Consider the following 24,846-nt stretch of genomic DNA (forward strand, 5'->3'; position numbering starts at 1 on the left):
CAGTCACTCTGGTTCGTTCCCTGGCAGGCATCCGACTTCTGCCACTGTGAGGCAGGCCTTCCGCAAGGAGGGACAGGGGCGAATCGCGTACTGGCTCATCCCAACCCACGTGACCTTTGGTAGGGGTCACCACTAGGAGAGGAGGCGCCATGCCCGTAATTACTCTTCCCGATGGCAGTCAACGCACGTTCGACAAGGCGGTTACCGTCGCCGAGGTCGCCGCATCCATTGGCGCAGGCCTGGCCAAGGCCACCCTGGCCGGCAAGGTCGATGGCAAGCTGGTCGACGCTTGCGACCTGATCGAACACGACGCCCGTCTGCAAATCATCACGCCCAAGGACGAAGAGGGGCTGGAAATCATTCGTCACTCCTGCGCGCACCTGGTCGGTCACGCGGTGAAACAGCTGTACCCGACCGCAAAGATGGTCATCGGTCCGGTCATCGACGAAGGCTTCTACTACGACATCGCCTACGAGCGTCCTTTCACGCCGGAAGACATGGCAGCGATCGAGCAGCGCATGCAACAGCTGATCGACAAGGACTACGACGTCATCAAGAAGGTCACCCCGCGCGCCGAGGTGATCGAGGTGTTCCAGGCCCGTGGCGAGGACTACAAGCTGCGTCTGGTCGAGGACATGCCGAATGAGCAGGCCATGGGCCTGTACTACCACGAAGAATACGTCGACATGTGCCGCGGTCCGCACGTGCCGAATACCCGTTTCCTCAAGTCGTTCAAACTGACCAAGCTGTCCGGTGCCTACTGGCGCGGCGATGCCAAGAACGAGCAGTTGCAGCGTGTCTACGGTACCGCCTGGGCCGACAAGAAGCAGCTGGCCGCCTATATCCAGCGCATCGAGGAAGCCGAGAAGCGCGATCACCGCAAGATCGGCAAGCGCCTGGGCCTGTTCCATCTCCAGGAAGAAGCGCCGGGCATGGTGTTCTGGCACCCCAATGGCTGGACCCTGTACCAGGTTCTCGAGCAGTACATGCGCCAGATCCAGCGCGAGAACGGCTACCTGGAGATCAAGACTCCGCAGGTCGTCGATCGCACCCTGTGGGAAAAGTCCGGTCACTGGGCCAACTACGCCGACAATATGTTCACCACCCAGTCGGAAAACCGCGACTACGCGGTCAAGCCGATGAACTGCCCATGCCACGTGCAGGTATTCAACCAGGGTCTGAAGAGCTACCGCGAGCTGCCGCTGCGTCTGGCCGAGTTCGGTGCCTGCCACCGCAACGAGGCGTCCGGTGCGCTGCACGGCATCATGCGCGTGCGTGGCTTCACCCAGGACGACGCGCACATCTTCTGCACCGAAGAGCAGATGCAGTCGGAATCGGCGGCTTTCATCAAGCTGACCATGGACGTCTACTCTGACTTCGGCTTCCAGGACATCCAGCTCAAGCTGTCCACTCGTCCGGAAAAACGTGTCGGCTCCGACGAGCTGTGGGATCGTGCCGAAGCCGCATTGGCAGCTGCTCTCGACAACGCCGGCCTGCCGTATGATCTGCAGCCGGGTGAGGGCGCCTTCTACGGTCCGAAGATCGAGTTCTCGCTCAAGGACTGCCTGGGCCGTGTCTGGCAGTGCGGTACCCTGCAGCTGGACTTCAACCTGCCGATCCGTCTTGGCGCCGAATACGTCTCTGAAGACAATGGCCGCAAGCATCCCGTGATGCTGCACCGGGCGATCCTCGGTTCGTTCGAGCGTTTCGTCGGAATCCTGATCGAGCACTACGAGGGCGCGTTCCCGGCCTGGCTGGCGCCAACCCAGGCGGTGATCATGAATATCACCGACAAACAGGCCGAATTTGCTCAGCAGGTGGAAAAAACCCTGTCCAATAGCGGATTCCGTGCCAAGTCCGACTTGAGAAATGAAAAGATCGGCTTTAAAATCCGCGAGCATACCTTGCTCAAGGTTCCCTATCTCTTGGTTATTGGAGATCGGGAAGTCGAAACGCAAACTGTCGCTGTGCGTACCCGTGAAGGTGCTGACCTGGGTTCCATGCCCGTCGCCCAGTTCGCGGACTTGCTTGCGCAAGCGGTTTCCCGGCGTGGTCGCCAAGATTCGGAGTAATTACCATTAAGCGTGATATGAGACAGGATAAACGAACTGCACCGAAGGCCCCGATCAACGAGAATATCTCGGCACGCGAGGTTCGGTTAATTGGCGCTGACGGCGAGCAGATTGGCATCGTCTCGATTGATGAAGCGCTTCGTATCGCTGATGAAGCGAAGCTGGATCTGGTAGAAATTTCTGCTGACGCTGTACCCCCTGTCTGCCGTGTCATGGACTACGGCAAGAGCCTCTTCGAGAAGAAGAAGCAGCAGGCTGCGGCGAAGAAGAACCAGAAGCAGATCCAGATCAAAGAAATCAAGTTTCGTCCAGGGACGGAGGAAGGGGATTACCAGGTAAAACTACGCAACCTGGTACGTTTCCTTAGTGATGGGGACAAGGCCAAGATCTCTCTGAGATTCCGTGGCCGTGAGATGGCTCACCAGGAGCTGGGCATGGAGCTGTTGAAGCGGGTCGAAGCCGACCTCGCCGAATACGGCACCGTTGAGCAGCATCCGAAGATGGAAGGACGCCAGCTTATGATGGTCATCGCCCCCAAGAAAAAGAAATAACCACCAGGGCACGGCAGGCCTTGCGGTTATGTTTATCCACTGAATGCGGAGTATCCGAACATGCCAAAAATGAAAACCAAGAGCGGTGCAGCGAAGCGTTTCCTGAAAACTGCTTCCGGCTTCAAGCACAAGCACGCTTTCAAGAGCCACATCCTGACCAAAATGTCGACCAAGCGTAAGCGTCAACTGCGTGGTAGCAGCCTGCTGCACCCGTCGGACGTTGCAAAAGTCGAGCGCATGCTGCGCGTACGTTAATTTCGGTCAAAGATAGAGGATATAACTCATGGCTCGTGTAAAGCGTGGCGTCATCGCTCGTAAGCGTCACAAGAAAATTCTGAAACTGGCTAAAGGCTACTACGGCGCGCGTTCCCGCGTATTCCGTGTTGCCAAGCAAGCGGTCATCAAGGCAGGCCAATACGCCTACCGCGACCGTCGTCAGAAAAAACGTCAGTTCCGCGCTCTGTGGATCGCCCGTATCAATGCTGGTGCTCGTAACAACGGTCTGTCCTACAGCCGTCTGATCGCCGGTCTGAAAAAGGCGTCCATCGAGATCGACCGTAAGGTTCTGGCTGATCTGGCAGTGAACGAAAAAGCGGCGTTTGCTGCGATTGTCGAGAAAGCTAAAGCCGTCCTGGCTTAAGTACCCACGACAATCATTCGCCGTCGAATCCGGCGGCGAATGTTAAACGTCATAAATAGGGGAAGAGCCTGTAAGCTCTTCCCCTATTTCGTATCTGGAGTCTGTACATGGAAAACCTGGATGCGCTGGTCTCCCAAGCCCTGGAGGCTGTGGAACGCGCTGAAGACATCAATGCCCTGGAGCAGATCCGGGTTCAATTCCTTGGCAAGAAAGGCGAACTGACCCAGGTGATGAAGACCCTGGGCAACCTGCCTGCCGATGAGCGTCCGAAAGTCGGCGCCCTGATCAACGACGCCAAGGAACGCGTCACCGAAGTGCTCAATGCGCGCAAGACTGCCTTCGAAGAAGCTGAGCTCAGTGCTCGCCTGGCGGCCGAATGCATTGACGTGACCTTGCCGGGCCGTGGCCAGACTTCCGGTGGTTTGCACCCGATCACCCGTACTCTCGAACGCATCGAGCAGTTCTTCACCCACATTGGCTACGGCATTGCCGAAGGCCCCGAGGTCGAAGACGACTACCACAACTTCGAAGCGCTCAACATTCCCGGCCACCACCCGGCTCGGGCAATGCACGACACCTTCTATTTCAATGCGAACATGCTGCTGCGCACCCACACCTCGCCGGTGCAGGTGCGGACCATGGAGTCCTCGCAGCCGCCGATCCGCATCGTCTGCCCGGGCCGCGTCTATCGCTGCGACTCGGACCTGACCCACTCGCCGATGTTCCACCAGGTCGAAGGCCTGCTGGTCGATCGCGACATCAATTTCGCCGACCTCAAGGGCACCATCGAGGAATTCCTGCGGGTGTTCTTCGAGAAAGAACTGGCGGTCCGCTTCCGTCCGTCCTTCTTCCCCTTCACCGAGCCTTCGGCTGAAGTCGATATCCAGTGTGTGATGTGCAGCGGCAAAGGCTGCCGCGTGTGCAAGCAGACCGGTTGGCTGGAAGTCATGGGCTGCGGCATGGTGCATCCGAACGTGCTGCGCATGTCCGGCATCGACCCCGAAGAGTTCTCTGGCTTCGCCTTCGGCATGGGTGCCGAGCGCCTGGCCATGCTGCGCTATGGCGTCAACGATTTGCGTCTGTTCTTCGACAACGACTTGCGGTTCCTTGCGCAATTTCGCTAGGTCGCGCACCCGTAACGAATCTTTCAGGAGAGCAGGATGAAATTCAGTGAAAAGTGGCTGCGCGGTTGGGTCAACCCGCAGGTTTCCCGTGACGAGCTGGTGGCTCGTCTGTCGATGGCAGGTCTTGAAGTCGACAGCGTGACCCCGGCCGCCGGCCAATTCAGCGGTATCGTGGTGGGCGAGGTGCTGAGCACCGAGCAACATCCCGACGCCGACAAGCTGCGCGTGTGCCAGGTGAGCAACGGCAGCGAGACCTTCCAGGTCGTCTGCGGTGCGCCGAATGTGCGCCCGGGCCTGAAGATCCCATTCGCCATGATTGGCGCCGAGCTGCCAGGCGACTTCAAGATCAAGAAGGCCAAGCTGCGCGGTGTCGAATCCAACGGCATGCTGTGCTCGGCTTCCGAACTGCAGATCAGTGACGACAACGACGGCCTGCTGGAACTGGCCGCCGATGCCCCGGTCGGCCAGGATATCCGTGAGTACTTGGATCTCGACGACGCCAGCATCGAGGTCGACCTGACCCCGAACCGCGGTGACTGCCTGTCCCTGGCCGGTCTGGCCCGTGAAGTCGGCGCCTTGTACGCCGCGCCGGTCACCCGTCCGGTAGTGCCTGCCGTCGCGCCGGCCCACGACGAAGTACGTCCGGTTGACGTCCTCGCGCCAGCCGCCTGCCCACGCTACCTGGGCCGGGTGATCCGCAATGTCGACCTGTCGCGTCCGACCCCGCTGTGGATGGTCGAGCGCTTGCGTCGTGCCGATGTGCGCAGCATCGACGCTGCAGTCGACATCACCAACTACGTGATGCTCGAACTGGGCCAGCCGCTGCACGCCTTCGACCTCGCCGAGATCAACGGCGGCATTCGCGTGCGCATGGCCGAAGAGGGCGAGAAGCTGGTCCTGCTGGACGGCCAGGAAGTGACCCTGCGTGCCGACACCCTGGTCATCGCCGACCACAGCCGTGCCCTGGCCATCGCTGGCGTGATGGGTGGCGAGCACAGCGGCGTGTCCGCGACCACCAAGGACATCTTCCTGGAAAGCGCGTTCTTCGAGCCGATTTCCGTTGCCGGCAAGGCCCGTTCTTATGGCCTGCACACCGATGCCTCGCACCGCTACGAGCGTGGCGTCGACTCGCAACTGGCCCGTGAAGCCATGGAACGCGCCACCGGCCTGATCCTGGAGATCGTCGGCGGCGAAGCCGGCCCGGTCATCGAGACCCTGAGTGCGCAGCACCTGCCACAAGTCGCTCCGATCACCCTGCGTGCCGAACGCATCAGCCAGATGCTGGGCATGGAAATGGCCAGCGCCGAAGTCGAGCAACTGCTCAACGCCCTGGGTCTGAAAACCAGCGCCGGGGAAGGGCAGTGGCAGGTCGAAGTGCCGAGCCATCGCTTCGACATCAGCCTGGAAGTCGACCTGATCGAAGAGCTGGGCCGTCTCTACGGCTACAACCGCCTGCCGGTCCGTTATCCGCAAGCGCGCCTGGCCCCGCAGGCTCGTGCCGAAGCCCGTGGCGAGCTGCCGGCCCTGCGTCGCCTTCTGGTTGCCCGTGGCTACCAGGAAGCGATCACCTACAGCTTCATCGACCCGAAACTGTTCGAACTGTTCACGCCTGGCGTCGAGCCGCTGCTGCTGGCCAACCCGATCTCCAGCGACATGGCCGCCATGCGTTCGTCCTTGTGGCCGGGCCTGGTCAAGGCGCTGCAGCACAACCTCAACCGCCAGCAGGATCGCGTACGCCTGTTCGAAAGCGGTCTGCGTTTCGTCGGTCAGCTCGACGGCCTGCAACAGCAGCCGATGCTCGCTGGCGTGGTCTGCGGCAGCCGCCTGCCGGAAGCCTGGGCCAACGGTCGTGACGGCATCGACTTCTTCGATGTGAAAGCAGATGTCGAAGCGTTGCTGAACGCTTCTGGCTCGCTGGGCGAATTCACCTTCGCTGCCGGCAAGCATCCGGCTCTGCACCCGGGGCAGACTGCACGTATCGAGCGTGATGGTCGTGAAGTCGGTTACCTGGGCGCGCTGCACCCGGAGCTGGCCAAGACCCTGGGGCTGGAGCGGAGTGTGTTCCTCTTCGAGCTGGTGTTGGGCGAAGTGGTGGAAGGGCGCCTGCCGAAGTTCCACGAGCTGTCGAAGTTCCCGGAAGTTCGTCGTGACCTGGCACTGATTGCCGGTCGTGATGTTGCCGCGAGCGCAGTGCTCGAAGTAATTCGTGACAATGCAGGTGAATGGCTCACGGACCTCAGGCTGTTTGACGTCTACCAGGGTAAAGGCATTGATCCTGATAGAAAAAGCCTGGCGGTCGGCTTGACCTGGCAACATCCATCGCGCACTCTTAACGACGATGAGGTGAACGCCACGACCCAAAACATCCTCACCTCGCTCGAACAAAGGTTGAACACCACGTTAAGGAAATAGCGTATGGGTGCTCTGACGAAAGCTGAGATGGCAGAACGGCTGTACGAGGAGCTGGGCCTGAACAAGCGTGAGGCCAAGGAATTGGTCGAACTGTTCTTTGAGGAAATCAGGCACGCTCTTGAAGACAACGAGCAGGTCAAATTGTCCGGATTCGGCAATTTCGACCTGCGCGACAAGCGCCAGCGTCCGGGACGCAACCCGAAAACCGGGGAAGAAATCCCGATCACGGCACGCCGCGTCGTCACCTTTCGTCCAGGGCAGAAACTGAAGGCCCGGGTTGAGGCTTATGCTGGAACCAAGCCATAACGACGAACTCCCGCCTATCCCGGGAAAACGCTACTTCACCATTGGTGAAGTGAGTGAGCTTTGTGCGGTGAAGCCGCACGTGCTGCGTTACTGGGAGCAGGAGTTTCCCCAGCTCAACCCGGTCAAGCGCCGCGGAAACCGCCGTTATTATCAGCGCCAGGACGTGCTGATGATCCGCCAGATCCGCGCCTTGCTGTACGACCAGGGCTTCACCATCGGCGGTGCGCGTCTGCGCCTTTCCAGTGATGAAGCCAAGGACGACACCACCCAGTACAAACAACTGATTCGACAGATGATTGTCGAACTGGAGGATGTGCTGGTGGTCCTGAAGAAGTGACCCAAGGTGGGTTTTGATGGGGTTATGAAAATAATCCTTCCAAAATTCAAAAGCTTAAGGTAGATTCTTCAACGCTCTCAGCAACATCGAGAGCAGTGTCGGGGCGTAGCGCAGCCCGGTAGCGCACTTGCATGGGGTGCAAGGGGTCGAGTGTTCGAATCACTCCGTCCCGACCAAAAAATCCCTAGAGATCCAGTTACTTATCGGTGACTGGATTTTTTAATCCGATGGTGAATAGAGATTCAGTCCACCTCGGTAGTGATGTTGTAGTTTTGCGGGAATAGCTCAGTTGGTAGAGCACGACCTTGCCAAGGTCGGGGTCGCGAGTTCGAGTCTCGTTTCCCGCTCCAAATATCGATCTACAGGTTTCCATTGGAGTCTGTAAAGTCGTTGAAAAAAGCACCGAAACAGATGTGCGAAACACACTCATAGGTGCTAGATCAAACGCCCCGACTTGTTCGGGGCGTTTGTTTTTGTACTGGAGAAGGCTCTTCAGCCCATCAATGCCCAGTTACCGGTGCGTGGCGTGCCATCAACTCCACCATGCAGTCGATGAATACCCGCAGCTTCGCGCTGACATGACGATTGGGTGGAAAGGCCAGGTAGATCGGCATGCTCTCGAGAGCCCAGTCTGTGAACAATTCCACCAGTTCCCTGCGCGTCACGGCATCCTCCGCCATGTATCGGGGAGCCACGGTCCCCATGCCAGTAATCCCGGCAGCCAGGTAGGCGTTGCCGTCATCCACCGTGAGTACAGGGCGGCCACGGACCTGCTGTGTTTCTTCTCCCTTCTTCATTACATGGGAAAGCGGCTTTCCGGTGCGCACCCAGAAGTAGCCGACGGTGCGGTGCTGGCTGTCTTCAAGGTCACGAGGGTGGGCCGGTACGCAATCGCTCATGTGCAGTGTGCCGGCGGCCTTGCTGAAGCTACCGGTCTCCACCACGCGAACGAAAGTTTGCATTGCGTCGAAACGGTCCATGACATCTCCTGGGTTACCAGACGTTTTTCAGCGCGTGGCAGCGCCAGCGGTGCTTCGGCGTGTTGAGGAGGTTGCGCAAGAGGGGGTGGTCTTCTCGATACTTTAATTTTATAGCGTTGTATTTTTGTGTATCGTTAAACGGCTTGCTCTCCTCGAATTTAGATAATATGTTAACTAAAACAAGAATCCCGGAGGCGCCATGTTCCTGTCAGCGAACGAGCAGGTTGGATTCGAACGCTGGTGTCAGTCATTGCGCAGCATCTGTGGCAATTTCAGCACCCTGCCTTCCAGCCTGACCCGCCATTTCATCGGCGAGATCCACAGCCAGACCATAGGCGCACTGGACACCGCCCATATCCGTACCAACGCACGCTTGATCAGCCGCGAGCTGATCGGCGTCGACAGTGACGACAGCCATTGCTTCCTCATCTACCAGCGCAGCGGCCGCCAACGCATTCGCCAGGCCGGCATGGAAGTGGAACTGGGCCCTGAAGACATCGCCCTGGTCGACTCGGCGCGGCTGTTCGAGATCGAGCCCCTGGGCCTGGTGGAAAACGTTTCGGTGCACCTGTCGCGGGATATCGTCACCCGCCAGTTCAAGGGCGATAACCTGTTCGGCAAGCTGTCGCGCAACAACGTGTCCAGCCGCATGGTGCGCTCGCTGGTGCAGTCCATCGGCATGCTCGGCGATGGCGCGGCCAACGGCGACGACGGCCAGGCGATCCAGAGCGCGCTGGTGTCCCTGGTGCTGCCGGCGATGTCCGGGCAGGTGCAGGGCGAGGGGCACCTGCTGGAAAGCAACAGTCTGTTCGCCACCGCGCTGCATCTGATCGAAGAATCCCTGCAGGATATCGACCTCGGTCCTGCGTACCTGGCGGACCAGTTGCACACCTCGGTGCGCAGCCTCTACCGCTTGTTCGAGGAACACGGCGAGAGTGTCTCGCGCTATATCCTGCGCACTCGCCTGACGAAGGTGGCCCATGACCTGTGCAGCCACACCCTGCGCAGCCAGTCGATCACCCAGATCGCCTTCAAGTGGGGCTTCGTCGATGTCGCCCATTTCAGCCGGGCGTTCAAGCGCCAGTTCGAGGTTTCTCCCCGCGATTACCGGGCTCACGCCTTCCAGGTGTGAGCCTTGGCAAAAAATGCCAACTGCGTTGGCGGTCACAGTCAAGCGCAGCCCCGCGGCAGATTTTCTAATACCCCTACAAAGCCTAGTGCGAGACCCACGGCCTCAGCCTGTGCCGTGGGCGCATAACAACAATAAATGTGTCGCTGGAGTCCGAAACACATGAAAACCCTCTTTCTGCTGGCGGGTCTCCCGTTGTTGCTGTCCACCCTGCCTGCCGCGGCCGCAGACAGCAGCCACCCCGCCCAGGTCGACGCGAAACGCCTGACCAACGCCAACCTCGAACCCGGCAACTGGATGAGCCACGGTCGTACCTACGACGAGCAGCGCTACAGCCCGCTGGACGCCGTGAACGACAAGAACGTCGGCCAGCTCGGCATGGCCTGGACCACCCGCCTGGATATCGACAGCGGTACCGAAGCCACGCCCATCGTGGTCGACGGGGTGATGTACACCACCGGTGCCTTCAGCATCGTCTATGCGATGAACGCGGCGACCGGCGAGATGCTGTGGAAGTACGATCCCCATGTGCCACCAGAAAATCTCAGCCAGGGCTGTTGCGGCCCGGTCAACCGCGGTGTCGCGGTGTGGGAGGGCAAGGTCTATGTCGGCAGCTTCGACGGTCGCCTGATCGCCCTCGATGCGGCCACCGGCAAGGAAGTCTGGTCGGTGGACACGGTGATCGACCGCAAGAAGAGCTACTCCATCACCGGTGCGCCGCGCATCGTCAAGGGCAAGGTGCTGATCGGCAACGGCGGCGCCGAGTTCGGCGTGCGCGGCTATGTCACCGCCTACGATGCCGAGACCGGCAAGCAGGCCTGGCGCTTCTACACCGTGCCGGGCGATCCGAAGCTGCCGCCGGAAAACCCGGCGATGGCCATGGCCCTGAAGACCTGGACCGGCGACGGCTGGGTGAAGTGGGGCGGTGGTGGCACGGCCTGGGACTCCATGGCCTACGACCCGGACCTGGACCTGCTGTACATCGGCACCGGCAACGGTTCGCCGTGGAACTACCAGTTCCGCAGCCAGGGCAAGGGCGACAACCTGTTCGTGTCGTCGATCCTGGCCCTGCGCCCGGACACCGGCGAGTACGTCTGGCACTACCAGGTCACGCCGCAGGACCGCTGGGACTACACCGCGACCCAGCACATCATCCTTGCCGACATCAAGGTCGATGGCCAGGTGCGCAAGGTGCTGATGCAGGCGCCGAAGAACGGCTTCTTCTACGTGCTCGACCGCACCAACGGCAAGCTGTTGTCGGCGAAGAACTACGTGCCGGTGAACTGGGCCAGCGAGATCGACCTGAAGACCGGCCGCCCGGTGCTGACCGGCGCTGCGGACTACTCCAAGGAACCCAAGGTCGTACAGCCCAGCTTCCTCGGTGGCCATAACTGGCACCCGATGTCCTACAGCCCGAACACCGGCTACGTCTACATCCCGGCCCAGCACACCCTGGCCGAGCTGAAGGCAGCGAAGGAGCCGATGTTCTTCCCCAACAAGTCGGTGCTCAACTTCGGCCTGGATGTACCGGATCTTCCGGAAGATCCGAAGGCCTTCAAGCAGATCCGCGACGCCTGGACCGGCGAGCTGATCGCCTGGGACCCGGTCAAGCAGGCGCCGGCCTGGAAACAGGAATACGCCAGCGCCGGCAACGGCGGCACCCTGGCCACTGCGGGCAACCTGGTGTTCCAGGGCACCGCGGACGGTCGTGTGGTGGCCTACAGCGCCGACAAGGGCGAGAAGCTCTGGGAGCACCGCGCCAACTCCGGCGTGATGGCCGGGCCGATCACCTACACCGTCGGTAACGACCAGTACGTGGCCTTTTCCGTAGGCTGGGGCGGGATCCTGCCGTTGCTCACCGGCTCGCTGACCAACAAGGCCAAGGTCCAGTCCGAGTCGCGGATCATCGCCTTCAAGCTCGGCGCCAAGGGTGAACTGCCGCCGCCACGCCAGGCGCCGGTGTTCCCCAACGTCGACCTGCCGCTGAGCGCGAGCGCTGAACAGCTGGGCCAGGCCCGCAACCTGTTCAACGGCCTCTGCGCGGGCTGCCATGGCCTGAACGCGGTCGCCGGGGGCGTGGTCCCCGACCTGCGCTACCTGACCAAGGAGAAGCACGAGGCCTTCCCGGCCTTCGTCAGCGGTGCGTTGATCTACCGCGGCATGCCGAACTTCTCCGACATCCTCAAGCCCGAGGACATGGAGCTGATCCGCCAGTACCTGGTCAAGCGCACCCATGACCTTCAGGCCGAGCTGAAGGCCAACGCCGCGAACTGACTCCGACCTGTCCGAAATCGCCCAGGCGACCCCTGAAATGGGGGCGTCCGGGGCTCTGCATGCCAACAAAAACAACAACGAGAGCTCACTCATGAAGATCATCCGCCCTTCGACCCTCGCCACCGGCCTGGCCCTGTTCGGCGTTTCCCTCGCGGCGCTGGCCGACGTCAAGCCCGATCCCGGCGACTACACCGCGTTGCCCAAGGGCACTGACGTGGTCGTGCTCTACCAGCAGAACCCGCGGGGCGACAAGGTCTACTCGGGGGGCAAGAAGGTCGCCGACGACCTCGACCTGGACATGACCGTCGGCGTGCTGCGCCTGATCCACTTCACCGACTTCTTCGGCACCGGCTACACCTGGGACCCGCAGATCGTGATTCCCTTCGGCCAGCAGGACATCGGCGCGAGCCACACGAAAAACGCAGGGCTAGGCGACATCACCTTCGGCGGCACCTTGTGGACCATCGCCGACCTTGAGCGCAACGAGCACCTGGGCTGGTCGGTGTTCTTCACCGCGCCCACCGGCAGCGACAAGAACGAAGGTTTTGCCCTCAGCAACAACCGCTGGGCGGTGGACCTGCAGGCGGGCTACATCAAGGGCCTGACCGACAAGATCACCTGGGACGTGATCGCCGAGGCCGAGTTCTACCAGGACCAGCGTTCCACCGATGCGAAAAAGGACACGCTGTTCCAGTTGCACAACCACCTGCGCTACAACTTCACCCCCGAGACCTACGCGGCGATCAGCTACCGCCACAACTGGGGCGCACGCGAGACGCTCGATGGCCAGACCCTGGCAACCAGCCGCAACAACGGCACCGTCGGTTTCACCGTGGCGACCATGGTCAGCAAGCAGTTGCAGGTGCTGGGGCAGGTGATGCACGACACCTCGGTGCGCGAGGGGGTGAAGATCGACAATTCGCTGCAGTTCAGGCTGGCGTACTTCTATTGAGGTGGTGCCATGGGGACTGCATGGCGGTCCCCGAATCCACCGGACTGCTACCAAAGAGTGACCCACCTAAGTACCGAGTGCCTCTAACTACCGCTTACTAGCTTTATGCCCACCCTCTTGCGTATGGTCCGAGCAATCCCCCGGGACCTGATGGAACACCCCCAATGAAAAACAACCAGCGGCAACGCGCCGCACACCGCCGCGCAGCCCTCGGCGCATTGCTGCTGACCTCCACCGGCGCACTGGCCGACAGCCTTGTCGAAGTCGAGCCCGTGGTGGTCAGCGCTACCCGCACCGGCGACTCGTGGGCCCAGGCTGCACTGTCCGCCAGCGTCGTCGACGCTGCCGACAGTCGCGGCGAACAGGCGCTGACCCTTGGCAACCTGCTGTCCAGCGTACCGGGAGTGGTGGTGCAGAGCCGCTACAACGCCGCCCAGGGACTGCGCCCGGCGATTCGCGGGTTCGGCTCGCGCTCAAGCTTCGGGGTGCGCGGCATCCGCGTGCTGGTGGACGGCGTGCCGCTGACCATGCCTGATGGCCAGACCGAACTGGATGGTTTCGACCTCGGGCTGGTAGAGCGTATGGAGGTGCTACGCGGCCCGGCGGCGGTGCTCTATGGCAATGGCGCGGGTGGCGTCCTGGCGATCAATACCCGTGAGCCCAGCGAGCAGCCGAGCGTTGCCGGTGATGTCAGTTTCGGCAGCTACGGCTTTCGCCGGCAGAGCGTCGAGGCCAGTGGCACGCAAGGCGATGTCGGGGCATTGGTGGCGCTGAGTTCGACCCAGTCGCAAGGGTATCGCCAGCACGCCACCAGCGAAGCCAACAACCTCACCGGCAAGCTGCGCTGGTGGGGCGAGACGGGTCACCTGGGGTTGACCCTGCATGCGTTGGATAACCGTTCGGAGGATGCGGGGGGGCTGACGCTCGAACAAGTGCGCGCTGACCGTAATCAGGCTCGGCCCGATAGCCTGGCTTACGATTCCGACGAGCGCATCAGGCAGCAGCGCCTTTCGTTAGTGTGGGATGGTCAAGGCGTGGGCGAGGATAGCTACCAATTGCGTAGTTACGTGGGTCAGCGCGACTTCGAAAATCGCCTGCCCATCAAAGCAAATGGCCAGACCAGCTACGAGCGCCTCTTTTCTGGCATTGGGGCGAATTACAGCCATGTCGCCAACTGGTTTGGTCTGAATCACAAACTGACCGTCGGGGGGGATCTGGAATCCCTGAGTGATGATCGTGATCGCAATAACAATCTTGAGGGTGGAGAAAAGGACCTCCTGACCACTCGGCAACGGGAGGAGGCACGTAGCCTGGGGTTGTTCATCGAAAACCAGACCCAGCTAAGTGAAAACTGGATGCTTAGCCTCGGATTGCGTCATGACGCAGTACGCTTGAGTATCGACGATCACTTTCTCAGTGATGGCCGCGACGACTCCGGTGAGCGAACGTTGCGCGATCTCAACTACAGTGCCGGGCTGAGCTATAGCCTGGATTCGCAACACACGATTTATGCCCGTGTTGCCACTTCTTTCGAGACACCTACCGTCAGCGAGATGGCTAACCCGTCTGGAGCAGGTTTCAACAGCGGTCTGGAGCCAAGTCATGCGCTCAACCGGGAAATCGGCTTCAAGGGCGAGACTGAGCATTGGCGCTATGAGGCGGTTCTTTACCGTATCGATACCCGTGACGAACTGGTGCCGTATTACCTCGGCAGCCGCAGTTTCAGCCGCAACGCTGGTTCAACCCGTCGCGATGGCCTGGAACTGAGTGCACGTTGGCAACCGGATGAGCAATGGCAACTGACCACGTCGTACAGCCTGAATGACTACAGCTACCGCAGCTTCAGCTACCAAGACACCACCCGCAAGCTTGTGGTCGCCGATGGCAACCGACTACCAGGCATTCCGGTGCAGAGCCTGTTTGGTGAGGTCAGTTACAGTCGTGACAACTGGTACGCGCGTATCAATGCCTCGGTTTACGATCGCCAGTACGCTGACAGCGCCAATGACGCTCGTGTCGGTGGGTACGCTGTGGTGAACTTGCGCCTTGGCCTGCGGTTGAAGGGATGGGCGCAAGAGATCGAACCGTATGTGGGGCTGGATAACCTGACTGACCGTCACTATTACGACAACCTGCGCATCAACGACAGCGCCAATGGCGGCCGCTACTACGAACCCGCTCCCGGCCGCACCGGCTACGTCGGGATGAAGATCCGCTTCTGAATCAAGGCACAGTGCTATCGCGCGCCACGGTGTCTGGGTTAGCCTCAGGCACCGTTGTTCCTTTTTCTCATGCAAGGAGCTGGATCATGCGCTTGTCCCCGTCTTCGCTGGACCTGATCAAACAACGCACCGGACTGACCCTCAAGGCCCACCAGGATCCCGCGGGAACCTGGTTCATCGGTTACCAGCATTACGGCGATGTCCATGAGGGCATGGAGATCACCCAGGAAGAGGCGCAGGCCAAGCTGGAGCAGGAAATCCAGCGCATCGAGCAACTCCTTGCCGGCCTGCTCCAGGTGCAGGTGAACGCGGGGCAATGGGATGCCCTGGTCATGCTGGTGTTCGACTTCGGCTTCGCACGTTTCCGCAGCTCGATGCTGCTGCGTCATGTGAACAACGGTGATTTCGAGCGAGCCGCCAGCGAGTTCTCGAAATGGAATCAGGTGAGTGGACGGCCGAGCATGACCATGGTCCGGCGTCGGGAGATCGACCAGCGGATCTTCCAGTTCGGTACCCAGCCCGCCTGACGGCGAAGGGCAAGCGCCGTGGGGCGGTATCTCTACCCACGGCCGGTTGTCCTGGCGTGAAATCCCATGCTAAAAGCGCTGTACCGCATTCAGATTTCAAATCCTCCCATGTCTTCCATTCCCAAGCCCACTAGAACGCTGTTCGACCTCGACCTGCTCCGCGCCATCGTCGTCGTCGCCGACTGCGGCAGCTTCACCACTGCCGCCTCGCGCCTGCATTCCACCCAGTCCACCATCAGCCAGAAGGTCCGCCGCCTGGAAGACATGGTCGGTCATCGCCTGCTGGAGCGCGGCAACCGCGAGGTCCTGCCCACCGACGCCGGTCAGACCCTGCTGGGCTACGCCCGGCATATGCTGGCGCTGAACGACCAGATGCTCGAAGCGCTGGCCGGAGCGACCGTGGGCGTGACCGTACGCCTGGGCGTGCCAGAGGATTTCGTCGGTGGTCGCACCACCAACGCGCTGTCGGCGTTCAACCGCAAGCACCCGCAGGTCAAGCTGGAAGTCACCAGCGGCCTGTGCCGCGATATCGCCCAGAGCTACGACAATGGTGAGCTGGACCTGGTCCTGCTCAAGCAGCGGCGCAATGGCCGGGAAGGCGTGGCCAGCTGGTCGGAGGAACTGGCCTGGATCGACAGTGCGAAGAATCCCGCGCTTGAGCAGGATCCGATCCCGCTGGTGACCTTCCCGCCCCGTGGCCTGTACCGCGACGAGATCATCAGTGCCGTGGAGGCACTGGGGCGCCGCTGGCGGATCGCGTTCACCAGTTCGAGCCTGAGCGGGATCCAGGCGGCGGTGGCCGATGGCATGGGCATCAGCCTGCTGCCGCCGCGGGCGGTGACCGCGGATCACCGGGTGCTGGGGGAGGGCGATGGACTGCCGGTGGTGGACAGCTACGAAATCGTGGTGGTGCACCGGGGGACGGCGGAGCCGATGGTGAAGGAGCTGGGGGCGGTGCTGGCGAAGGTGCTGGATCAGGAGTGAAGCGCCGTAAAAGCAAAAAGCCCGCCTTCGACAGGCGGGCTTTTCGTTCAGGCTGCTGACGCAGTCGGCATCAACGCTTCGGATTCAGCGTCAGGTGCACGTTGCGGTTCACATCCTTGTACAGCAGGTAGCGGAACGGGCCAGGGCCACCGGAGTAGCAGGCCTGCGGGCAGAAGGCGCGCAGCCACATGAAGTCGCCGGCTTCCACTTCGACCCAGTCCTGGTTCAGGCGATACACCGCCTTGCCTTCCAGCACGTACAGGCCGTGTTCCATGACGTGGGTTTCGGCGAACGGAATCACGCCGCCCGGCTGGAAGGTTACGATGTTGACGTGCATGTCGTGGCGCATGTCGGCCATGTCGACGAAGCGGGTGGTGACCCAGGCGCCATCGGTGCCCGGCATCGGGATCGGGGTGATGTCCTGTTCGTTGGTGACGAACGCTTCCGGATGCGGCAGGCCTTCGACAGCTTCGTAGTGCTTGCGGATCCAGTGGAAGGTGACGTTGGCGTTGCTGTTGTTGCGCAGGCTCCACTCGGCAGCCGGCGGGATGAAGGCGTAGCCACCAGGCTTGAGGGTGTGGTTCTTGCCCTGCAGGGTGATGTCGACTTCACCTTCGACGACGAACAGTACCGCTTCGGCGTTCTTGTCCAGCTCAGGACGCTCGCTGCCGCCTTCCGGCGCCACTTCGACGATGTACTGGGAGAAGGTTTCGGCGAAACCGGACAGCGGGCGGGCGATGACCCACATGCGCATCTTGTCCCAGAAGGGCAGGTGGCTGGTGACGATGTCGCGCATCACGCCTTTCGGGATGACGGCATAGGCTTCGGTGAACATCGCACGGTCTGTCAGCAGCTCGGTCTGAGCCGGGTGCCCGCCGTGGGGGGCGAAGTAGGATTTCGACATGGACAGTCTCGAAGGGTGTTTGTTGTTGTGTCCCCGGGACTGCCTGTAGCGGCCGTTCTACCGGGGCTTGCCGCTCTACAGTATGAGCATCGTGGTGCATCCACAAATTAAATGTTGGAATTCGTGGTATTCGATTACTGAATGGGATCGTCGGCATGGATTCCCTGGCGCTCGGCCACGGCCCGCAAGGTCTTCAGGGTGATCATCGGGGCGTCGATGACGAACTGGTTGGCCAGCCAGGCGGGGATGTCTCCGGCAGGGTCGGCCTGCATTTCGTAGGTCACCTCGGTTTGCCGCTGGCCCTTGGGGATCATCGTCCACAGCCCTTGCAAGCGGGTGACGCGAGTCTGGCCCGGTTCCCGCGGGACCATGCCGGGAACCGCCGTCAGATGGCGGACCAGGCTGCCATCATCGGTGCGCTCGGTGTGGACCTTCAGCACCATGTCGCGGGTGGCGGCGGGCCAGGGCAGGGCGGTGGTGAGGTAGACCCAGGTATCGTCGCCCTCGACCTTGAGCAGGCGCATGTCGGCGCAGGCGTACAGCCATTTGCAGGCGACCCGGAGGTTTTCCTGGAGGTCGCTCAGGGTACGCACGTCGGCCTTGATCGTGGTGACGCCGCGGAAACTCTGGTACTTCGATCCGGGGACGTCGCGCAGGTAGACCTGGATGCCGGCTTCCTCATGGGCCAGGTGCCAGGTTTCGGCGGCCTGGGCGATGTTCAGGCACAGGGCCAGGACCAGGAGCAGCAGGGGACGCATGGTAGGTGGCCTGGCTTGGGTGGGTTGTTTCAGGATAGATGGGATTTGTGTCGGTGCTGGCTAGTCCCACAGGGTCCGCGCTTTATTGACTGATATGTGTAGATGCCCCATGCAGCGATGAGGCCCTGAAGCTCGGTACAGGGCCTGCATCCTCGCCGTCAGAACATCCACTGCACCCCAAGCGAATACCCCGCCTGGTTGCCCTCGTCATGGGCAAACCGGCTGTTGGCTTCGGCGAACACGCCCAACTGCTCGGTCACCATCAACTGCGCACCCAGCTGTGCCCGCCCGAAGCTTTTGTCCACCTCGCCCATCCCGGCCACCCGCACCCGGCCATCGGCGCGGCTGGTCAGGTCGATGTCATCCAGGCGTCCGTCCGCCAGCTCGCGCACCCAGCGCACGCTGGCATAGGGCTTGACCGCCATGCCGCCACCCAGCGCGAACAGGCCATGCAGGCGCCAGCCCAGGTTGGCTTCCAGCGCGTCATAGTCCTGCTTCTCGAAGCCGAGGGCGGTGCGCAGGTCCTGGTCCTCGCTGAAATCGTCGATGCGGTAGTGGACATGGTCCAGCCCGGCCACCGGCCCGGTCTTCAGCCCGCCGAACTCGAAGTCATAGCCACCGTCCACCCGCGCACCCCAGAACAGCGCCGAGGTATCGCCATCCAGGCGCTGGTCCAGCAGCACCGGCCCGCCATTGGCCTGGATGAACACCGAACGGTGGGTATCGAAGCGGGTGTGCCCGGCACTCAGTTCGCCTGCCAGCCAGGCCGGACCGCCATCGTTCAACAGAGCGAAGACCCCGACCTGCCAGGTATCGCCTTCGACGCGGCCGCCGTGGTCGAGCTTGTCGCGGCTGCGCTCGAAACTGAGGCTGGCACCCACGCTGGCCCTCTCGTTCAGGCGATAGTCACCAAGCAGGTGCACGCCAACGCGCTTCGACTCCGGATTGTCCGGCGCCTCGAAGCCGCTGTCCGGCGACACCTCGCCCTCGACCCCCACCTCACCGTCGAAGCTGCCCACCGCACGCTCGCTGCCGAGCAGGCCCAGCCAGCGCCGGTCATGCAGGCGGGTCATGGCCTGGTGCTGGCGTTGCAACTGGTCTTCCATCTGCCGCGCCAGGGCGCCGCCGGAGGCGGTGGCGGCGAGCAGGTCGGCATTGGTCAGCTCCAGCACCAGGCGCGTCAGCAGCCGCGAGAAATCCCGCAGGCGCTGGTCGATGCGTTCCTGGCCGAAGGCATTGGTCAACACCGTCTCGTTGTCTTCCGCCGGGTCGTGCCAGGTAGAGCCGCCGGGAATCGCCGGGTTGTCGGTCTGCTCGTAGCCATCGAGGTCGCCCAGTTCCCAGTTGGTGGCCTCGATGAACAGCACCGGCACGCCAAGCCCGTTGAAGCTTTCGCCATCGCTGCAGCAACCGGTACCGGCAGGGTAGTCGGCGTTGAGCCCCGGGTTGGTGAACAGATCGATCTTCAGTTCGCTGGCGATGCGCAGCAACTGGTCGCGATAAGCGCCGAGGGCTGGGTTGGCGACGGCGTTGCTGCCGGCATGGGCGTACATCTTGTCGCCGGTGATCAGGCTGTCGAGGTTGATCATGCCCAGCAGGTTGGCACGCTGGCTGTCGCTGAGGGCCGCGACGTAGGCTCGCGAGCCGCGCAGGCCTTCTTCCTCGGCACCGAAACCGACCACCTCCAGGCCGTTCTCCAGTTGCACGCCACCGAGGTTGCGGGCGATCTCGGTGAGCACGGCGGCGCCGGAGGCGTTGTCGTCCAGGCCCTGGAGGGTGGGGCGGCCGAAGTAGGTGTCGAAGTGGGCGCCCAGCACCACGTAGTTGCTGCTGGTGCCGGCGGCGGACGCGATGACGTTCTGCGAGCTGCGGTTGCCGGCCCAGGTGAAGTCCTGGCGGCGGGTCTGGTAGCCGAAGTCCAGGCGCGACTGCATCCAGTCGGCGGCGCCGGCAAAGTTGGCGGTGCCGCGGTAGCGGCCGGGGTAGTCGTGGATCAGCCGGTCGAGGGTCTGTCCGGCATAGTCGCCGTATTCGTAGGCATCTGCCTCGGCGGACAGCAGGGAAGATCCGAGGGCTACAGCGATGGCAAGGGGTTTCAGCACGGCACGTATCCTTATGTGTCGGTAGGCGTGGGCATCTTGGCGATGCGTCGGCGAGGCGACAGCAGGAAATGGGCCGGTTTGTGAACAACTATTGAGAAATGTCGGGTTTGACTATGGAATTTGTCGGATTCATCGCTGATCCGCCTTCTTCTCAGAGGGAAAATGTACCCGCAAGTTACCAAGGCAACTTGCGGGTACATCCCTTGCTAATTGCTTGTCAGGCCGACTCGCTCCGCTCGGCCTGGCGTGCGCGTTCTGCTTCCTCCAGTTGTGCGCGCACGCTGCCATCATCGTCTTCGAGCAACCGCTCCTTCACCGCGTCGCTGCATTGGCAACGGCTATAGGGCCAGAGAAGGTTGGCAATGATGCGCTTGCGAACCGAGGCGTCGGCGTCGCTGGCCAGTTTCATGTGGATTTCATCGCTGCTGGCCAGTGCCCAGATACCGAACAGCTTGTCCACAAGTTCCTTGCGGATTTCGCTGTCTGGATCGCAGACCAGGACTTCCTGGGCCAGCAGTGACAACGGGCTCAACATCCCGCATTCCTCCAGCAGCTTGCGTTTGACGCTGTCGCTGCCATCTGCCGCGAGACGCGTCTGTGCCGCTGGAGACAGCCGCTTGTTTTCCGCCAGCGCGAGGCGCACGTTGACGTCAGCGTCCCTGGCAAGGCGCAGTTGTGCCTCTTCGCTCAGGCGCACGCCGTACCAGTCCTCGCCGCCCTTGGCCAGGGCCTTGCGCACGCTTACCGCCGCGTCTTCGGCAAGAATCAGTTGCACGGCAGGCAGCAGCTTTTCATACCCGGCCAGTTGCTGGCGGATTTCCAGCTCGCTGTCCCGGGCCAGCAGTTGCTGGGCCATGCGCTTGAGTCCCCTGACGTAACCCTGGTCGCGCTTCAGCAGCCGAACCTTCACCTTGTTTTCCGGATCCTGCGCCAGCATCACCTGGGTGGGTTTGCGCAGCCAGTCGTTGCCGGCAAGGGCGAGTCGCACGGAGACTGACTTGTCCTGCGCCAGTTGCAGTTCCATGTCGTAGTCCAGCCAGCCGGTTTCGCGGATCAGCGCCGCCCGTACCGAAGCTTGCGCGTCCTTGATCAGCAAGCGCTCCACTGTCTCGCTTCGGTTGTCGTTGCCAGCGAGCTTTTCCCGGACCTTGGTGTCCTTGTGGGCCGCCAGCGCCTGTTGCAGTTCCTCGGTCAGGGCCGGGTTGCCGGCCAGCGCCTGCAGTACTTCTGTTTCGTCCTGGGCCAGCAGGAGGGATTGCAGGGCGGCGGGAAGCTTACGATTACCCGCAAGGCGAGACTTGATCTTCGTCGCCGGTGCTGAAACGGCCTTGGCTGCGGCGGAGGCCGCCGCACTCGCGGCACGGTACTGGGCATTGATCAGGCCACCGATGACACCGCCGGTGAACGCATTGCCAGCGATCGTGTCGGGCGCCGAGTCCAGCTGGCAGATCTGGGCCATCAGGTTTTCCGCGATCGCGGAGTTGCCCGCTACCGCCAGGCGCACATCCTCCGAGCCTGTTCGGAACAACCGGGCGTATTGTGCTTCGCCCAGCTTGCTGTGTTTCGCCAGTCGTACCTGCACTTCCTCCACGTCTGCGATCAGCTTGTCGGCCACCTCCAGCGCGAGGCTGGCGTTACGGGCGAGGGTGAGCCGGACATCGAGTGTATCGTCCTCGGCCAGGCGTGCCTGGACAGGGCCGCTCAGTGCCTCGTTACCGGCCAGGGCCTCGCGGGTCTCGGCGTCGCCGAGCAACAGCAACTGCTGCTGGGTAGCGGGGAGGATGCTGGCGTTGCCCGCGAGTTGCTTCTGTACCTCCGGCAGGTCATCGGCAAGCTGCAGTTGCACGTCTTCCGGCAGCTCGCCGGACCAAGCCAGGTAGCGGCGAACGCCAGGGTTGAGGTCGCCCGCCAGATGCCGCTGAACGCTCTCCGGCACCTCCTGGCGCCAGCGCACCAGACGTTCGCGAACATCGCCTTCGGCGTCGCGCATCAGTACTTCACTGGTTTGCAGGCTGATCGTCTCGTTGCCGGCGAGGGCTTCGCGGACGCCGGCACTGGTGTCGAGGAGCAGTCGAGCCTGCACCTCGACATTGAGCTGGCGATTACCAGCCAGGGCCTTGCGGACTTCTTCCGATTGGCTATGGCTCAGGCTCATCTGGACCAGTGCCGAACCGAGTTGGCGGTTACCGGCCAGTTCCACCTGCACCTCTTCGACGTCTTTGAGCAGGCATTGCAAGGTGGCGCTGGCCAGGGCCGGGTGCGCGGCCAGTTGCTTGCGCACTTCGAGGTGCGGGTCCTGGGCCAGCAGCAGTTGCGCGGCAGCGCCCAGGTTCTCGTTGCCAGCCAGGGCCAGGCGGACTTCCAGGCAGTCCTTGACCAGCGTCAGTTGCACCGTCTCCGGCAGCTCGGCGTCTCGCGTGCGCTCGGCCAGTTCGACACGCACGTCGATCTCGTCATCGCGGCTCAGGAGCAGTTGCACCGCCTCGCTCAGGGGCGCCAGGCCGGCGAGGTCTTCGCGCACTTCGAAGGACTCGTCGCGGGCCAGCAAGGTCTGGATATCGGTTGGCAGGATGTCGTTTCGGGCCAGGCTGCAGCGCACCTCGACCACCGGGTCCTTGGCCAGCAATTGCTGAAGCTCGCCGTTCAGGCGCTCGTTGCGCGCCAGGGTACGGCGGATCGCCGGATCCGCGTCCTCCAGCAAGCGTCGATGCAGGGCCTCGTGGTTGCTCTTGCTGGCCAGCTGGCGGCGTTGCGCGGCGTTGAGTTGCAACCGCTCGAATTGCGACGCCAGCAGGTCATGGGGCGCGTTGGGATGCATGCAGGCCAGGTGCAGGAGTCCAAGGTCATAGCCTGGCTGGCCTTCGCCGATATTGATGCGCAGGGTCAGCAGGCTTTCCGGACATTTCGGATTGCCGTAGACGGCTGTGCGCACGTCCAGGTCGTTGTCCTCGGCGAGTTTTTCCAGGAGGTCGTCCGGGCAGTCCTCGTTGGTGGCGACTTCCTTGCGTCGCAAGGCATTGTGGCTGTCCGCCAGCTTGATCATCTCGGCGACACTGAGGCCGTCGCAGTTCGAGGCAGGCTTGAGCTTCAGTTTCTCGAACAATTCCTCGTACTTGCCCACCTGCTCGCGCAGCGTTTCCCGCAGCGGCACAGTGAGCTCGATGGCCGCTTCGAGGTCTTCGAACTTCAGCTTGCGGTTGTCGAGGAACGCCGCTTCCCGCGCTTCGTTGATCGCGTTCTGGATGTCCGCGCCGGCGTAGTCGCGGCATTGGCGGACCAGCTTGTGGCGCTCCTCCGGTTTGAGTTCGAGGGCATCGCCCTTGAGGTGGATGTCGAGTATCGCCCCGCGCTCGCTGCCATTGGGAAACCCGACATAGAACACCTCGTCGAAGCGCCCTTTGCGCAGCAGCTCCGGCGGCAGCGCGGTGATGTTGTTGGCGGTGGCGATGACGAACACCGCGCCGGTCTTTTCCTGCATCCAGGTCAGGAAATAACCGAACAGCCGCGAGGACACCTCCGAACCGCTGCCGCTGCTCATGCCGACGAAGGCCTTTTCCAGTTCGTCGATCCACAGGATGCACGGGCTGACCGACTCGGCCATGGTCAGGGCGCGGCGCATGTTGTGCTCGCTTTCGCCGACGTACTTGCCCAGCAGCGCACCGATGTCCAGGCGCAGCAGCGGCAGCTGGAACAGGCCGGCGGCGGCCTTGGCGGTGAGCGACTTGCCGCAGCCGGGCATGCCGGCGATCAGCACGCCCTTGGGCGCCTGCACCCGTGCCGTGCGCGCCTCGCCGAGGCGGCGGAAGATCTGCGCGCGGCGGCCGAGCCACTGCTTGAGGTTTTCCAGGCCGCCGATGTCCGTGGCGTTCTCGTTGACCCGCAGCATTTCCAGGACACCGCTCTTGGCGATGATCTGTTCCTTTTCATGCTGGATCAGCGCCAGTGCGGCGTCGTTGATCTGTTCGTGCTGCTGGCGCACCATCGCCAGCGCCGAACGGATCTCTTCCTGGCTCAGCCCGCTGCAGGCCGCGTGCAGGCGCTGGCGCAGGTTTTCCGGCACGGTCAGTTCGAAGCGCTGGCAGAGGTCGTCGAGCTGTTCGCTGATTTCCTCGCCACGGGGCAAGGGCAGCGGCAGCAGGGTGATCTGTGCCTCGATCGGCGCCGGGATATGCAGGGTCTCGGAGACCAGCACCACGGCGGCCTTGCCGCTGTGATGGCGCTGGATGCGATTGAGCAGCTGTTTCAGCCGCGCCACCGCCAGGGGCTGGTTTTCCAGGGCGCTGCGGGCGTCCTTGATGATGAACAGCTTTTTGTCCAGGTCATCGTCGAGCAGCGCCGGCAGGCTGCTGGCCAGCTCGGTCTCTGCGCCCTGGCTGCCCCGTGGCTGCTTGTTGAAGAAGTCCACCCAGCCGTAGCCAAGGTTCCATTCCTTGGGATGCAGGTCCAGTTGCACGGCGACGTCCTGGAGCATGGCATCGACCCGGGCTTCTTCCCCGGACTGGATGAACAGCCCCGGGTAACCAGCGAGCAGGTGGGATTTGATCTTGTCCTTGAGTTCGAGCAGGTTCATCG

At 62.3% G+C, this 24,846-nt stretch carries 18 protein-coding genes, 2 tRNA genes and 1 pseudogene; 16 read left to right on the forward strand and 5 right to left on the reverse strand.

Annotated features, from left to right (window positions below):
- Positions 1-149: 149 nt before the first annotated feature.
- From thrS to V0R59_RS01655, 10 genes are all read left to right on the forward strand, one after another.
- Positions 150-2,072 (forward strand): threonine--tRNA ligase, encoded by a 1,923-nt coding sequence (gene thrS / locus V0R59_RS01610; RefSeq protein ID WP_330075374.1) that lies wholly within the window; start codon positions 150-152, stop codon positions 2,070-2,072.
- Entirely contained in the window at positions 2,072-2,623 is a 552-nt protein-coding gene (gene infC / locus V0R59_RS01615; RefSeq protein ID WP_330075444.1) for a translation initiation factor IF-3, read from the forward strand. The genes thrS and infC overlap by 1 nt, the downstream gene beginning before the upstream one ends.
- A gap of 60 nt (positions 2,624-2,683) precedes the next feature.
- Positions 2,684-2,878: a 50S ribosomal protein L35 gene (gene rpmI, locus V0R59_RS01620; protein ID WP_009394045.1), complete on the forward strand. Its 195-nt coding sequence runs from the start codon at positions 2,684-2,686 to the stop codon at positions 2,876-2,878.
- A 28-nt stretch (positions 2,879-2,906) separates the two neighbouring features.
- Positions 2,907-3,263, forward strand: a complete 357-nt coding sequence (gene rplT / locus V0R59_RS01625; protein ID WP_009394046.1) for a 50S ribosomal protein L20 — start codon at positions 2,907-2,909, stop codon at positions 3,261-3,263.
- Positions 3,264-3,370: 107 nt separating this feature from the next.
- A complete protein-coding gene (pheS, locus tag V0R59_RS01630) occupies positions 3,371-4,387 on the forward strand; it encodes a phenylalanine--tRNA ligase subunit alpha (RefSeq protein ID WP_330075375.1) in 1,017 nt (338 codons plus the stop codon).
- Between the two features lie 36 nt (positions 4,388-4,423).
- Positions 4,424-6,799 carry a phenylalanine--tRNA ligase subunit beta gene (pheT, locus tag V0R59_RS01635; RefSeq protein WP_330075376.1) on the forward strand — a complete coding sequence of 792 codons (2,376 nt, stop codon included), beginning with the start codon at positions 4,424-4,426 and terminating at the stop codon, positions 6,797-6,799.
- Positions 6,800-6,802: 3 nt separating this feature from the next.
- A complete protein-coding gene (gene ihfA, locus V0R59_RS01640) occupies positions 6,803-7,105 on the forward strand; it encodes an integration host factor subunit alpha (RefSeq protein WP_009394049.1) in 303 nt (100 codons plus the stop codon).
- Positions 7,086-7,442, forward strand: coding sequence for a MerR family transcriptional regulator (locus tag V0R59_RS01645; RefSeq protein ID WP_009394050.1), 357 nt, complete (start codon positions 7,086-7,088; stop codon positions 7,440-7,442). Before ihfA ends, V0R59_RS01645 begins: the two co-directional genes overlap by 20 nt.
- Positions 7,443-7,541: 99 nt before the next feature.
- Positions 7,542-7,618: transfer RNA gene (locus V0R59_RS01650), tRNA-Pro, on the forward strand.
- 98 nt (positions 7,619-7,716) lie between these two features.
- Positions 7,717-7,792, forward strand: a tRNA-Gly gene (locus V0R59_RS01655).
- A 150-nt stretch (positions 7,793-7,942) separates the two neighbouring features.
- On the opposite strand, the pseudogene V0R59_RS01660 reads toward V0R59_RS01655, so the two are convergent.
- Positions 7,943-8,326, reverse strand: a pseudogene (locus V0R59_RS01660) (LysR substrate-binding domain-containing protein); the annotation flags it as partial.
- Positions 8,327-8,621: 295 nt separating this feature from the next.
- Here V0R59_RS01660 and feaR point away from each other — a divergent pair.
- From feaR to V0R59_RS01690, 6 genes are all read left to right on the forward strand, one after another.
- The gene (gene feaR / locus V0R59_RS01665) at positions 8,622-9,554 is read left to right on the forward strand and encodes a transcriptional regulator FeaR (protein WP_330075378.1); all 933 of its coding nucleotides are present in this window, start codon (positions 8,622-8,624) and stop codon (positions 9,552-9,554) included.
- A 159-nt stretch (positions 9,555-9,713) separates the two neighbouring features.
- Positions 9,714-11,825, forward strand: coding sequence for a PQQ-dependent dehydrogenase, methanol/ethanol family (locus tag V0R59_RS01670; RefSeq protein ID WP_330075379.1), 2,112 nt, complete (start codon positions 9,714-9,716; stop codon positions 11,823-11,825).
- A gap of 91 nt (positions 11,826-11,916) precedes the next feature.
- On the forward strand, positions 11,917-12,777 hold the full coding sequence (locus V0R59_RS01675; protein ID WP_330075380.1) for a transporter: 861 nt from the start codon (positions 11,917-11,919) through the stop codon (positions 12,775-12,777).
- Positions 12,778-12,941: 164 nt separating this feature from the next.
- On the forward strand, positions 12,942-14,999 hold the full coding sequence (locus tag V0R59_RS01680; RefSeq protein ID WP_330075381.1) for a TonB-dependent receptor family protein: 2,058 nt from the start codon (positions 12,942-12,944) through the stop codon (positions 14,997-14,999).
- A gap of 86 nt (positions 15,000-15,085) precedes the next feature.
- A complete protein-coding gene (locus V0R59_RS01685) occupies positions 15,086-15,526 on the forward strand; it encodes a lysozyme (RefSeq protein WP_330075382.1) in 441 nt (146 codons plus the stop codon).
- A 108-nt stretch (positions 15,527-15,634) separates the two neighbouring features.
- Positions 15,635-16,510, forward strand: coding sequence for a LysR substrate-binding domain-containing protein (locus V0R59_RS01690; RefSeq protein ID WP_330075383.1), 876 nt, complete (start codon positions 15,635-15,637; stop codon positions 16,508-16,510).
- A 70-nt stretch (positions 16,511-16,580) separates the two neighbouring features.
- Here the strand turns inward: V0R59_RS01690 and V0R59_RS01695 are convergent, their stop codons facing one another.
- From V0R59_RS01695 to V0R59_RS01710, 4 genes are all read right to left on the reverse strand, one after another.
- On the reverse strand, positions 16,581-17,414 hold the full coding sequence (locus tag V0R59_RS01695; protein WP_330075384.1) for a bifunctional allantoicase/(S)-ureidoglycine aminohydrolase: 834 nt from the start codon (positions 17,412-17,414) through the stop codon (positions 16,581-16,583).
- Between the two features lie 134 nt (positions 17,415-17,548).
- Positions 17,549-18,172: an START domain-containing protein gene (locus tag V0R59_RS01700; protein ID WP_330075385.1), complete on the reverse strand. Its 624-nt coding sequence runs from the start codon at positions 18,170-18,172 to the stop codon at positions 17,549-17,551.
- Positions 18,173-18,330: 158 nt separating this feature from the next.
- Positions 18,331-20,274, reverse strand: coding sequence for an autotransporter outer membrane beta-barrel domain-containing protein (locus V0R59_RS01705; RefSeq protein WP_330075386.1), 1,944 nt, complete (start codon positions 20,272-20,274; stop codon positions 18,331-18,333).
- Positions 20,275-20,491: 217 nt separating this feature from the next.
- Positions 20,492-24,844 carry an AAA family ATPase gene (locus V0R59_RS01710; RefSeq protein ID WP_330075387.1) on the reverse strand — a complete coding sequence of 1,451 codons (4,353 nt, stop codon included), beginning with the start codon at positions 24,842-24,844 and terminating at the stop codon, positions 20,492-20,494.
- Positions 24,845-24,846 lie beyond the last annotated feature (2 nt).

The organism is Pseudomonas ulcerans (assembly GCF_036324125.1).
GTDB lineage: Bacteria > Pseudomonadota > Gammaproteobacteria > Pseudomonadales > Pseudomonadaceae > Aquipseudomonas > Aquipseudomonas ulcerans.

Coding starts and splice junctions, on each gene's coding strand:
- thrS (WP_330075374.1), top strand. CDS start 150: ATGCCCGTAATTACTCTTCCCGATGGCAGTCAACGCACGTTCGACAAG.
- rpmI (WP_009394045.1), top strand. CDS start 2,684: ATGCCAAAAATGAAAACCAAGAGCGGTGCAGCGAAGCGTTTCCTGAAA.
- rplT (WP_009394046.1), top strand. CDS start 2,907: ATGGCTCGTGTAAAGCGTGGCGTCATCGCTCGTAAGCGTCACAAGAAA.
- pheS (WP_330075375.1), top strand. CDS start 3,371: ATGGAAAACCTGGATGCGCTGGTCTCCCAAGCCCTGGAGGCTGTGGAA.
- pheT (WP_330075376.1), top strand. CDS start 4,424: ATGAAATTCAGTGAAAAGTGGCTGCGCGGTTGGGTCAACCCGCAGGTT.
- ihfA (WP_009394049.1), top strand. CDS start 6,803: ATGGGTGCTCTGACGAAAGCTGAGATGGCAGAACGGCTGTACGAGGAG.
- V0R59_RS01645 (WP_009394050.1), top strand. CDS start 7,086: ATGCTGGAACCAAGCCATAACGACGAACTCCCGCCTATCCCGGGAAAA.
- feaR (WP_330075378.1), top strand. CDS start 8,622: ATGTTCCTGTCAGCGAACGAGCAGGTTGGATTCGAACGCTGGTGTCAG.
- V0R59_RS01670 (WP_330075379.1), top strand. CDS start 9,714: ATGAAAACCCTCTTTCTGCTGGCGGGTCTCCCGTTGTTGCTGTCCACC.
- V0R59_RS01675 (WP_330075380.1), top strand. CDS start 11,917: ATGAAGATCATCCGCCCTTCGACCCTCGCCACCGGCCTGGCCCTGTTC.
- V0R59_RS01680 (WP_330075381.1), top strand. CDS start 12,942: ATGAAAAACAACCAGCGGCAACGCGCCGCACACCGCCGCGCAGCCCTC.
- V0R59_RS01685 (WP_330075382.1), top strand. CDS start 15,086: ATGCGCTTGTCCCCGTCTTCGCTGGACCTGATCAAACAACGCACCGGA.
- V0R59_RS01690 (WP_330075383.1), top strand. CDS start 15,635: ATGTCTTCCATTCCCAAGCCCACTAGAACGCTGTTCGACCTCGACCTG.
- V0R59_RS01695 (WP_330075384.1), bottom strand. CDS start 17,414: ATGTCGAAATCCTACTTCGCCCCCCACGGCGGGCACCCGGCTCAGACC.
- V0R59_RS01700 (WP_330075385.1), bottom strand. CDS start 18,172: ATGCGTCCCCTGCTGCTCCTGGTCCTGGCCCTGTGCCTGAACATCGCC.
- V0R59_RS01710 (WP_330075387.1), bottom strand. CDS start 24,844: ATGAACCTGCTCGAACTCAAGGACAAGATCAAATCCCACCTGCTCGCT.